Annotated in this window: 8 protein-coding genes; all 8 read right to left on the bottom strand. The window is 49.8% G+C overall.

Features of this window, described 5'->3' with window-relative positions; translation table 11 throughout:
- Positions 1 to 30: 30 nt before the first annotated feature.
- Complete coding sequence (gene pdxT, locus L6472_RS02740) at positions 31 to 582, bottom strand: pyridoxal 5'-phosphate synthase glutaminase subunit PdxT (RefSeq protein ID WP_237806965.1); 552 nt, start codon at positions 580 to 582, stop codon at positions 31 to 33.
- Positions 583 to 587: 5 nt separating this feature from the next.
- On the bottom strand, positions 588 to 1,463 hold the full coding sequence (pdxS, locus tag L6472_RS02745; RefSeq protein WP_237806967.1) for a pyridoxal 5'-phosphate synthase lyase subunit PdxS: 876 nt from the start codon (positions 1,461 to 1,463) through the stop codon (positions 588 to 590).
- Positions 1,464 to 1,679: 216 nt separating this feature from the next.
- Complete coding sequence (gene cysK, locus L6472_RS02750; protein ID WP_237806969.1) at positions 1,680 to 2,627, bottom strand: cysteine synthase A; 948 nt, start codon at positions 2,625 to 2,627, stop codon at positions 1,680 to 1,682.
- Positions 2,628 to 2,807: 180 nt separating this feature from the next.
- On the bottom strand, positions 2,808 to 3,998 hold the full coding sequence (locus L6472_RS02755) for a dicarboxylate/amino acid:cation symporter (protein ID WP_237806971.1): 1,191 nt from the start codon (positions 3,996 to 3,998) through the stop codon (positions 2,808 to 2,810).
- Entirely contained in the window at positions 3,998 to 6,022 is a 2,025-nt protein-coding gene (locus L6472_RS02760) for a hypothetical protein (protein ID WP_237806973.1), read from the bottom strand. The genes L6472_RS02755 and L6472_RS02760 overlap by 1 nt, the downstream gene beginning before the upstream one ends.
- Before the next feature lie 56 nt (positions 6,023 to 6,078).
- Positions 6,079 to 7,017, bottom strand: a complete 939-nt coding sequence (locus tag L6472_RS02765; protein ID WP_237806975.1) for a FixH family protein — start codon at positions 7,015 to 7,017, stop codon at positions 6,079 to 6,081.
- 288 nt (positions 7,018 to 7,305) lie between these two features.
- Positions 7,306 to 8,958 (bottom strand): RagB/SusD family nutrient uptake outer membrane protein, encoded by a 1,653-nt coding sequence (locus L6472_RS02770; RefSeq protein ID WP_237806977.1) that lies wholly within the window; start codon positions 8,956 to 8,958, stop codon positions 7,306 to 7,308.
- A gap of 69 nt (positions 8,959 to 9,027) precedes the next feature.
- Entirely contained in the window at positions 9,028 to 12,093 is a 3,066-nt protein-coding gene (locus L6472_RS02775; protein WP_237806979.1) for a TonB-dependent receptor, read from the bottom strand.
- Positions 12,094 to 12,115 lie beyond the last annotated feature (22 nt).

Consider the following 12,115-nt stretch of genomic DNA (forward strand, 5'->3'; position numbering starts at 1 on the left):
TGCAACATGTAGTTGACAAAATCATTTGGCTTACTCCGTGATACTGTCGAGAAAGGCTTGATGCACTCTGGTGTCGTTGTCTAATTCAGGATGGAAGGCGGTGACTAACTGTTTTCCTTGACGAGCAGCCACGATGCGTCCATCGACCTTTGCCAAGACCTGGCACAGGGGTGACAATACTTCCTTGATATAGGGCGCACGGATAAAGGTCATGGGGATGTTGTCGCCTATGTCCGACATTGCGGCGGTGGTGTGGAAACTGCCCAGTTGGCGGCCATAGGCATTGCGCTGCACACTGATGTCCATGGTGCCTAAATGCATAGGAGACAGTATAATAAGTCCGGCACAGGTGCCAAAGACGGGAAGTCCGTCGATAATGGCATGGCGGATGGGGTCAAAGAGTCCCAGATCGCGGAGCAGCTTGCTTTGCGTGGTCGATTCGCCACCAGGAATGATGAGGCCGTCTTTGGGCTTTTGCCAGTCGGCCAACTGACGCACTTGGAAGGTCTCAACACCGAGGCGGTGGAGCATTTGCTCGTGTTCGGCAAATGCTCCTTGTATGGCTAATACGGCTATTCTCATGGCGCTTATTTCCCTCGTTCAGCCATCAACAACTCAATCTCCTGTTCGTTGATGCCTACCATAGCTTCGCCGAGGTCTTCAGAGAGTTCGGCTAGCATCTTGGCGTCTTGATAGTTCGTGACAGCTTTGACGATAGCTGCAGCACGTTTGCGGGGATTTCCACTTTTGAAAATGCCACTGCCAACGAAAACACCCTCAGCTCCTAACTGCATCATTAATGCAGCATCAGCCGGTGTTGCTACACCACCAGCGGCGAAGTTGACCACCGGCAACTTGCCATTTTCGTGTACGAACTTCACCAGTTCGTAGGGAGCCTGCAGCTGCTTGGCTGCCTCAAAGAGCTCGTCCTCGCTCATGCTCACCAGACGGCGAATCTCGCTCTGCATCATGCGCATGTGACTGACGGCCTGCACGACGTCTCCAGTCCCTGGCTCGCCTTTGGTGCGAATCATCGTTGCACCTTCGGCGATACGACGCAGTGCCTCACCCAAGTTCTTGGCACCGCAGACGAAGGGCACGTCGAACTTGGTCTTGTCGATGTGAAAGATGTTGTCGGCAGGACTCAGCACCTCGCTCTCGTCGATGTAGTCGATCTCGATGGCCTGCAGAATCTGCGCCTCGGCAATGTGTCCAATGCGGCACTTGGCCATCACGGGGATGCTTACGGCCTCCTGTATGCCGCGAATCATTTTGGGATCGCTCATTCTTGACACACCGCCTGCTGCACGGATATCGGCAGGAATGCGCTCCAGTGCCATCACGGCGCAAGCACCTGCTTCCTCGGCAATCCTGGCTTGTTCGGGCGTTGTTACGTCCATAATTACTCCGCCCTTCAACATCTGGGCTAACTCACGATTAAGTTTTTGTCTTTCGTTTATCATTTTCTTATTTCGTTATAGTTGATAATCTGTTGGGGAAACAATCTTTTATCTAGTTTTGTTTGCGGTGCAAAGAAACGAAGAAAAAGGGAGAATACACCTGATAATTCCGTTTATGATAAAAGAAAACACAATTTGGTAAAATAGTGACTCTAAAAAAAGAAGAAGGGGTACGCATCACTGCACACCCCCTTCAGTAAATGGTATCGATTATTTTGTTTACAAGGGATAATCTTCGAAAGCATAGAGAACGGTAGAGAGATAGCGCTCGCCGGTGTCGGGCAGCAGCACAACAATCTTCTTGCCCTTGTTCTCCGGGCGCTTAGCCACCTGGATAGCTGCATAGAGTGCAGCACCTGCAGAGATACCTACCAGCAGACCTTCCTGCTGGGCAATCTCACGACCAGTGCGGATGGCATCGTCGTTCTCTACATCAAACACCTCGTCTATCACATCAGAGTTGTAGGTCTTGGGAATAAAGCCAGCACCGATACCCTGAATCTTGTGAGGTCCGCTCTGACCACCATTCAGCACAGGGCTCGACTTCGGTTCTACAGCAATAATCTTCACATTGGGATTTTGCTCTTTCAGATATTTGCCAGTACCGCTAATGGTTCCACCAGTACCCACACCACCGATGAAAATGTCAACAAGACCATCGGTGTCGCGCCAGATCTCAGGACCAGTAGTGGCATAGTGCTTGGCGGGGTTGGCACCATTTTCGAACTGTTGCAGAATAACACTTCCAGGAATGCTGTCGCGCAACTCCTCGGCAGCGCGGATGGCACCTGGCATACCGTCTTTCCCTGAGGTGAGACGAACCTCGGCTCCATAGGCTTTTACGAGGTTACGGCGCTCTACACTCATGGTTTCAGGCATGGTAAGGATAAGGTGGTAGCCCTTGACGGCTGATACCAGTGCCAGTCCTACGCCCGTATTACCACTGGTTGGCTCGATAATGGTGGCGCCGGGTTTAAGAATGCCTTTTTGTTCTGCATCCTCAATCATCGCCAGTGCGATGCGGTCTTTCACACTACCACCGGGGTTGAAAAATTCTACTTTGGCGATGATGGGAGTTTCCAGTCCCTGCGCCTTTGAATACTTGTTGAGCTCCAGAAGTGGGGTGTTGCCGACGAGCTCAGTCAGCTGTTTTGCAATTTTACTCATAACCTTATCCTTTATTTTAATTATAGTGAATATCCTTCAGCTATTTTTATTAAGTTATTATATATTCAAACTGTCGTTTTGTTTTTCCGACGGTGCAAAGTTACGGTGTTTTTCCCAACCCTACAATACCACAGGAGGGTTATTTGCATACCATAATGATGGTATTTCAACGAAAAACGGCTAAAGATCGTGGTCAACCATTGCTGCAACACACGAATCTGACCATACGTTTTCGGCTGTTTCTATCATGTCGAGAATCGTATAGATGGGTAAGATGATGCCCAGTACGGCAACAGGTGCACCGATGCCCGACATCAGGGAAAGGGTCAGGAAATAGCATCCCATAGGTACACCAGCATTGCCTATGGCAGAGACAACAGAAATGAATAGCCATAGCAGGATGGTTCCAATGGTAATGGCTTCACCCCCTTGTTGCATCACAAAAAGAGAGGTGATAAGTATGAATGCAGCACATCCGTTCATGTTGATGGTGGTACAGATAGGCAGCACAAAGCGGGCTATGTCTTTCTTGACCCCCAATCGTTGTTCGGCTGTTTCCATGGTGACTGGCAGCGTAGCGGCACTGCTTTTGGTGAAAAGTGCCATCAATACGGCTGGCAGCATTTGTCCCAAGACGTGTATCGGATTTAAACCTCTTGCTAAAAGAAACAGAGGCAGAATGACAAAGAACTGAATGATATTGCCACCTACTACGACCAACACGTAGCGACCTATCGAGTCGGCAATCACACCAGCACTAACCTGTGCAGCTAATTGTGCTGAGAAAGCAACGATGCCCAATGGCAATGTTGAGATAAGCCAGCGAATCAACAAGAACAATAGCTCCTGTAGTCCGAGTAGTCCTTTGATGACAACAGCTTTGTTCTCGCTGTCTGGCAATTTGGAAAGACCAATGCCAATGGCAAAAGCCAGTAGCAGAAGCGACAGCACGTTGCCCTCGAGAATAGGTTTAATGATGTTGTTGGGGATGACAGAGAGCAGATGGTCAACGTAAGAAAGTTCTTCGGCAGTCCCTTCTTCATTTCCAGATGGAAGTGCTGCTAAGACTGTTTCTGGCAGTGTAGATGGGGAAATCAAAACATATAGCAAGGCCCCCACTGCTGCAGCAGCTGTAGTCGTGAGCAGAGTATAGCTCAGTGTGCGTCCAAAGATTCGACCTGTGCCTTTCGATCCGAATGTGGAAAGCGTGGTAATCACGGCCAAGACGATAGTTGGTACGGCTAAAAGTTGAAACAAACGTGTGTAGATGGTGGCAATGAAGTTCATGGTTTCATTGAGCCAAGCGATGCCCAACAATCCCAAAACGGCACCTACGATGAGTGCCAGTATCCAAATTAATGTTCTTTTCATTATAATTCAAACGATAGATTCATATAAATATTGCGCCCTTTCTGAGGAATATGACACCAGTCCGAATAGGTGGTATAGTATCTGTCGAAGACGTTTTCGATACCTGCACGGATGATGAAACGATGATGATTGGCAGAGTCGTGCTGTGCAGAGCTTCGCTTAAGCGAGAATTGATAGCTGGCAGACAGGCTGACGATGGTCCATGCAGGCGTTCCCGTCTCGCCATATTTACTGCCGAATCTTGCCTGACGGGCATGTCCTTTCACGTCGGCTTGTGCACTCAATGCCCCTTTGGCGTAGCTGAGTCGTGACTGATAGCTTAGCGGTGCTATCAGTGGCAGACTCCCACCCTCATGGTCTCGACTGGTGCTGTAGCTGCCTTTTGCACTCCAGCGCCACTCTCTTGTGGGGCACCACTCGGTTGATAGTGAGATGTTTGCTATGGTTGCATGGCTGATATTGCCATACACCTTCACTCCCTCTGCTCCAACAGTCATGGCACTTAACCTGTTCTCGAATTGACCGATGATATAGTTCGAGAAGAGAAAAGCGTTGGCATCAATTGAAAAATTGAAAGATGGAAGAATTGTAAAATTGAAGTTCGTGTTCAGTTCTATCGCACTCTCGTTCTTCAGTCGTGGATTGCCGATATAGTCATACTGGTCGAACGTGTTGTTCAGATAGTAGCCATAGGCCTCTGTCACCGTTGGCGCGCGACTGCCCCAACCGGCACCAATGCACCATTGGCCATTGATCATTGACAGTTGATAGTTGACAGCTATGCGGCCAGTGGTCTGATGGTATTGCCGTTGCATGCCCGGAAAGAAGACGCTCAGTGCTTTGTAGCCCTCCTCGTTATGTAGCTGCTGATGCTGCCATGAGAGTTTGCCCGAGAAATGAATGGCAGATTGATCTGATAGCCGAATGTCGTCGGTGAGGGCTGCCCCCATGTTCAGAGTTCCTACGTCAGGCCATGTCACCATATACATTGGAGCTGCACCTCCGGGGTACATTGTCATGTCGGCAAACAGACGGTTGTAGTAACTGTCTATGTTTAGTGATACATTGTTGGTCATATCAAGAATCTTAGCCTGAGCGTTGAGCATGGAATAAAATCCGGCAGTCCAGCTCTTGCCAGGCATGTCCATGTGGATTTGCACGTCTGGCCGTGTTGTGTCGTCCATGATGTGGACAATGTGGTTATAGTATCCCTTCGTTTCCCACGATTCCAACACCGAGCGCTGGAACAAGTGCTTGTAGGCTAACGACGTGATAATGGCCTCGGCTTTTGCGACATCCATATTCAAGGCCGGATAGCCCACATCGGTAGCCCGGTCAAAGATTAATGTACTTTCGATGGCATCATTGGTGGCAAGTCGATAGCCGCAGTTCACAAAGGTGTTTATTTTCTGGAACTGAGAGTAATCTACTTGGCGGTTTCCGCCTGCTTCGTAGTTGTCGGCGTGGCGATAGAAAGTCCCTCCGTTGGCATAGAATTTCTTTGAAGCGTATGCCAAGTCTGTGCCATACACCTGAACATGACCATTTGTCTCATACCCAGTGTTGACACCGAAGTTGTGAGAATTGTGCGATTCATAGTCATGCAGGAAACCAGCCTTGCGCAGTTTTAAATCTATTGCGCCGCCGATATTGCCTGTGGCTTGTGGATTGCCGTTAAGACCACTGCTCAGACTGATGCTCTGCAGGTTGCTGCTCTCTACGTAGGAGGTGACGGGATCCATCTTGTCCGTACATGCATAGAAAATCTTCATGCCATCGATGGTCGTGGACAAACGCTCTGTCTGCATGTTGTTGACGGTCGGTTCCCAGGCATACGAGCCTCGCCTCACCAGTTCTACGTGGTTCAGTTCCTGCAGATGTTCATCGATGGTTGCGGCCTGTCCTTTGGCTGAACGCTTTCCGCTTTGCCCGCGCGATACGACGACCACCTCGTCCAAATGTTGTGACGAGGTGGCAAGCGTATCTCCTAATAGGATAGTTGATAGCAAAATGACTCCTAACATACAATCTATGTTTTTTTAGCTATTAGGTCTCGATAAATTATTTTCTCAGTCTGCGATCAGATTGTCACATCCCAGTAGAGCGAGCTTAGTTCGCCTCCGCCAGCCACGATGTTGCCTTGTGCATCCTTGACCGTCAGGTGGATGCGCCACAAACCGGTCATCGTCAGGTTGATAGTGCCTTGATAGCTGCCGTCCTCTTGTTTCAGGAGTGGCGTGTTGTTGGGCGAGGTGTGGTTGCCCATGTCTGGCATGCGCGGGTCTATTTCGATGGTAAACGTCTCGGTGGCAATCTGGTATGGGTCGGAAGCCTTTGCACTTTTTTTTGAGATGTAGGCTCTGATGTCGTTAGTTCCTGTTTTAAAGTCTGTGGGGTTTACCAGTGACAAGTAGTAGGTGTCATTGTCAACCTTAAATGATTTCAGCCATGCTTGTCCGTCGGGCAGGGCATTGACGACGATGTCGTGCTTCTCTATGCCGCCTTTGGCTCCCAGTATCAGTGCGTCGTAAGACAGATTCCACGAACCGGCATCGCTGCTGTTCATGACAAATGAAACCCATGTGCGCTTTACAGCCAGATAGCCATTGTTGAAACTCTCAGCCACAGGTCCTACTGGTGTGCTGTGATACATGTCCATTTTCACCATGTGCATCAGTGGCGTTAAGCCCGATATCTCAAAGTTCTTGATGTAGTTGCCGGTTGCTTTCTTGGTGGCAACGAAGAATAATTCGTTGTAGCCATTGTGAAAGGTCCCCGTCTTGGTGTAGGCAAAGACATTATATTTACCGTCAACTTCGGTCTGCAGCTCAGGCACAATCTTTACGGTCTGAAGGAAGTGGTACACCTGTAGTGCCTCTTCTGCAGAGCAGCAATCTATGTCATCCGTAATAGTGATGCCTGGTATTTCAATACCTGCCTCTACACCGTCATCGTTACTGTTGCAAGCTGTCAGTGCTGCAACGACTAAAACTAAAAACAATCCTTTTACTTTTTTCATATTCCTTACCTTTTTTGAAGTCCCCTAAGTTAGGGGATTAGGGGTCTGAACAGACGAGAACCAGACCAAAAATATTCTTTCTATGGGATGCCTGCGCCTGTTCAGACCCCCATCCCCCTAACTTAGGGGGCTTTTGACAATGCAAAGGTACTAGGCTTTTTCTTTACCCACAATCCCATGTTCAAGGCATTCGAATACCATATAAAAGGTATAAACTATAGATTGAGGGGAACCGACTGCCTGTTGCAGTCCATTCCCCTCTCTTGGTTATATGATATTAGGAATTAATTAATATCCAGGATTCTGCGCTATACCCAGGTCTTCACCACTGAGGCCAGTAGGAATAGGTTGACGGTAGTGGCGACCACGGATGTTATTGTACTTTGCACGCAGGTGGTTATGCACTTTGGTGAAGTAAGCTTCCTGATCAGCATTGTAGGTGTTGCCAAGTGAGGTCTTCCAGTTGTCTGCAAAGTGCTTATAGTTAGCCACCTTCTTCACGCTGCTGATGAGATCTTTCCAGCGGTAAGAGTTGAGCACGGAGAACTGCTCGTAGGTGAACTCATAGTCCCATTCACGTTTGATCTGCTCGAAGGTGGGAGCGCTGATTTCTTCAATACCAGCACGACGACGCAACTGGTTGAAGGGCTCTGCAGCCTCGCTGTTGCGACCCAACTGTACGAGTGCTTCAGCCTTGATGAGCAGTACCTCTGCATAGCGGATTTCGATGCGGTCAACGCTGTTTTTAGTGATCTCCAGATTCTCGGCGTCTTCGTAGCTCTGATCAACTCCTTTGCCGTTGATGGGCGTATATACGGGCGAGTAGTAATGGTAGATCTTTTGATCTTCAGGGTTTTTGATTTCAATGAGGTAGGTCTCTGCCAGTCGCTTGTCGTTGGGTTGTTCGCGTTTCCAGTCGTCATACAGGTTGTCATCTGCTACCTCGGTGTGGTTCTGGGTGTAGCCGTTGCCGTTCTCACCATTCTGGAAGGGGAAGGTCCACGAGCAGTGTGTCTGGTGGTTGCCCTGGGCATCCACTTTGTCACCATCGTGAGCAATGGTGAACAGATGCTCGTTGGTGCCGCGCTTGTTGCTCTCATAGTCGCGGCCATAGAGCTTGTTGTAGTCGGGGTCAAGAGCCAGCAGTCCACTGTTGATCACCTTGTTGGCATATTCTATAGCTTTCTCCAAGCGACTGTCGGTCTTCGTGAACTGAGGATCGGTTTGGCTGGTTGCAATGGCCTGTACCTCAGCAGCCGAGAGAGGGTTGTCGCCCCACACGAGATAAGTGCGAGCCAGCAGAGCCTGCGCTGCTTGTTTTGACGGTGTGCGTGGGTCGCCGTCGTAGTCTTTCAGCAGTGACTCAGCATCGGTGAGGTCTTTAACCACCTGAGCCAACACGTTGTCTATGCTCTGTCGTTCTGTTGTAGAGCCGCCATTCTCTGTGAATACGGGCACTTCTCCCCACAATTGGGCCAACTTTAGATAGGCCAAAGCACGCAGAAACTTAGCTTTACCAACTGCAGCGTTGTAGCCTGCTTGTGTGACTTTCCCGGCTTCCACCGAATTGTTGATTGTCGTGATGGCCTCATTGGCCTGAGCAATGCCGAGCAGCAGGTGATTGAAAATCTTAACTTGATACCACGTGGTGGGCTCCTGTTCGAAACGGCTGTTGACCGGACCAGCTTCACTTTCCTCACCTTCGAAAGAAATGAGCTTGTTTGAGTTCAGTTCAATGATGAACGAAAACGATGATGATAGTGGCTGCCAGTGACTGTACACACCATTGACGAGTGAGAGTGCAGAGGCATCGTCGGCTACGACGTTCTCGTCCGTCACCTGATTGTCACTGCCATTGGTGTCATCGCTTGAGCATGACACGAAACCAAATGAAAGGGTTGTTGCCAAAGCGGCACTGAGTAGGATTCTTGCTTTCTTCATACTGAAATCTCCTTTTTACCTTTAGTTAATACAATAATGTTTATTTCCTCTTTTATGTTAGTTGAATGATTACAAAGAGATGTTCACGCCAAACACGAAGCTACGCGATGAAGGATAGACACCGCTGTCGGTGCCACTGGCCACCTCGGGGTCGTAGCCCTTATAGGATGTAAGGGTGAAGAGGTTTGATGCCGTTGCATAGAGGCGAAGACTTTCAACTTTCCATTTGGCACTGTCCACTTTAAGATTGTAGCCAATGGTCAGGTTTCTGAGTTTCAAATAGCTGGCATCCTGTACGTAGCGACTGTCTATGTAGCCAATGGGCCGGGCATTAGAAGCCAGGGGTAGCGTGTTGCCGCCATGACTTGGTGTCCATGAGTCTTTGACAGTGCTCAGCACGTTGTACGAGTCGTTGGTCAACTCCAGACGGCGACCCAGTGCGTTGTAAACCTCGTTGCCATAGCTTCCGGCAAACGATGCAGAGAGGTCAAAGTCGTGCCACGTGAGTTGTGTTGAGAAGCCATAGACGACATCGGGTTGGATGCTACCCAGAATCTGGCGGTCGTTACCATCGATGTGGCCATTCTTGTCGTTATCCACGAACTTGAGGTCGCCGGGCTTCGGCGTCTGTCCGTTGACGGTGGGTAGCTTGCTGACATCTTCGTCGCTCTGAACAATGCCGTCAAAGCGCAATCCGTAGAAAGAACCGAGAGCCTCGCCACGACGCAGAATCTGCTGGTTGTCTGAACCTTGGATTACGTTGTTCGTGGTGCCCATGTTGGTAATCTCGTTGTGGTTGTAGGCTATGTTGACCGAGGCCGTCCAGCGCAACTCCTTGTATTGTAGAATTGTAGAGTTGATTGCCAGTTCGGCACCCTTGTTTACGACATTACCTACGTTCTGCAACTGCGTGGTGACACCCGATGAAAAGCCCATTGGAACCACCAGCAGCAAGTCGCTGGTCTTCTTGTAGTAGGTGTCGAACACCACGTTTACGCGGTCGTTCCACAATCCCAAGTCAATACCAAAATTATATGAAGCCGTGGTCTCCCACTTCAGTTTGTCGTTGGCCGTGTTTTGTTTGGCGTAGCTACTGCTGCCGCCATACGAACCAGTGGCGTAACTGGTGGTAAAGGCATAGTCGCTGATTTCCTGATTGCCCACCAGACCACCGGTCAGTCGCACCTTTAGGTAGTCGATACCGTGAATACCCTGCAGAAATTTCTCTCTGTCAACATTCCACGAAAGCCCCAATGATGGGAAGTAGCCCCAACGATGGTCTGCAGCAAAGCGACTGCTGTTGTCTGCACGGAACGTGGCTGTGGCATTATAGCGATCGGCCAGCGTATAGTTGGCGCGAGCAATAAAGCTGTTCAGCCGAGCTTCGCTGATGCCCGTCTTGGGCGTGTAGATTTCGGCACCGTCACCCAGGTTGTGCTGCTTCAGACTCTCATTGGTGAAGTGGTTCGTGCGGATGGCGCTGTATGTAGAAGTCTGCGTCTGGCGCGTGTAGCCGCCCAAGACGTCGATGTGATGCTGGTCAAAGTCAAGGTCGTAGGTGGCCGTGTATTCCTGTTGCCAGACATCGGTCTGGCGATTGCCTGTGCCACCAATGCCCTGTGTGGCCAGTCCCAGTGAGGTGTAAGCTCCCGAGAAATAGTTCTGTGAGAGTTTCTCGCTGTTCAGTCCAAGTGAGACCTTAAAGGTGAGGTGGCCAATACGCAGAGTGGTCCATACGTTAGTCAAAAGGTAGTTGTTAATGTTTTCGGCCACACTCTCCTTTAGGTCGTACACAGGGTTGGCTGCATGATCGCCAATGGCAAAATAAGCATATTCGTAGGGGTTGTCGAAGTTGTAAGAGCCGTCGGCATGATAGACGCTGACTACGGGGGGCATCAGCAGCGCATAGACAAAGCTGTTGGTGATGCCAGCCGAGAATGGCGAAGAATTAAACACTTTCGCCTCGGCCGTGGTCAGTCCTTGTTGCTTGGAACGTCCGTAGGTGGCATTGACGCCAAAGCGCCAATCCTTCTGCAATTCCCATTCCACGTTGGTGTGGAAGTTATAGCGTTCAAATCCAGAGTTCAGGATGATACCTTCCTGGTCGGTATAGTTGGCAGAGAAGGCGTAGCGGTTTTTCTCTGTACCACCGTTGATGCTCAGTTCGTGGGTCTGCTGCAATGCCGTGCGAGTCACGGCATCCTGCCAGTCGGTTCCTGTGCCCAGCGCAACAATCTCCGCATCGCTGTAACCTCCTTTGTTGCTGTAATAGTCTTTCTGATACTGTGCCCATTCGCTGGCATTCAGCAGGTCTAACTTCTTTGCAATATTGCTCACGCCTACCGAGTAGTTATAGTTCACGCGAGCCTTTCCTTCACCAGGCCTTCCTTTTTTGGTGGTGATGAGAATCACACCGTTGGCGCCACGCGAGCCATAGATGGCGGTGGCAGAGATGTCTTTCAACACCTCTATCGATTCGATGTCATTGGGGTTGATGGTAGCCAGTGGGTTCAGTGAGCCTTCAATGGCGCCAATGCCTGTGCTGTTGTTGGCGGCATCTTTGAAGTAGATAAAACCATCGACCACGTAAAGTGGCTCATTGCTCGCATTTACCGAGTTGCCGCCACGAATACGTATATGACTGTCGGCACCCGGCTGACCGCTGCTGGCAGTCACGTTCAGACCTGCCACCTGTCCGCCAAGGGCGACGTCCAGTGTCGGAGCAGTCACCTTTTCAAAGATGTCGGCCTTCAACTTAGTCACGCTGCCAGTCAGTTGTGTGCGTTTCTGAGTGCCATAACCCACCACAACGACCTCGTTCAGTTTATGATCTTCCTCTTTCAGAGCCACTACGAGATTCTTGTCACTACCTTTCACGCTGATGACCTGCTGTTCATAACCGATGTAACTGATTTTTAACTCAGATGGAAAAGTTGTCACATCAATGCTGAAATGCCCTTCGGCATCGGTGATAACCCCCACATGATTGCGGGCATCGTATATCGTTGCACCAATAATGGCTTCTCCCGTCTCGGCGTCGGCTACCATTCCTATAATAGGGGCAGCCAACGCCGCACAGTGAGAAACAATGGCAAAAGATAGTATTGTTAATCGTGTTGTCTGAAAACTCTTCATACCTTATCCTTTTTATTTATCC

Source organism: Prevotella sp. E13-17 (assembly GCF_022024035.1).
Taxonomy (GTDB): Bacteria; Bacteroidota; Bacteroidia; order Bacteroidales; family Bacteroidaceae; genus Prevotella.

Excerpts from the sequence above, each read along its gene's own strand:
- pdxT (WP_237806965.1), bottom strand. The coding sequence starts at position 582 with ATGAGAATAGCCGTATTAGCCATACAAGGAGCATTTGCCGAACACGAG.
- pdxS (WP_237806967.1), bottom strand. The coding sequence starts at position 1,463 with ATGATAAACGAAAGACAAAAACTTAATCGTGAGTTAGCCCAGATGTTG.
- cysK (WP_237806969.1), bottom strand. The coding sequence starts at position 2,627 with ATGAGTAAAATTGCAAAACAGCTGACTGAGCTCGTCGGCAACACCCCA.
- L6472_RS02755 (WP_237806971.1), bottom strand. The coding sequence starts at position 3,998 with ATGAAAAGAACATTAATTTGGATACTGGCACTCATCGTAGGTGCCGTT.
- L6472_RS02760 (WP_237806973.1), bottom strand. The coding sequence starts at position 6,022 with ATGTTAGGAGTCATTTTGCTATCAACTATCCTATTAGGAGATACGCTT.
- L6472_RS02765 (WP_237806975.1), bottom strand. The coding sequence starts at position 7,017 with ATGAAAAAAGTAAAAGGATTGTTTTTAGTTTTAGTCGTTGCAGCACTG.
- L6472_RS02770 (WP_237806977.1), bottom strand. The coding sequence starts at position 8,958 with ATGAAGAAAGCAAGAATCCTACTCAGTGCCGCTTTGGCAACAACCCTT.
- L6472_RS02775 (WP_237806979.1), bottom strand. The coding sequence starts at position 12,093 with ATGAAGAGTTTTCAGACAACACGATTAACAATACTATCTTTTGCCATT.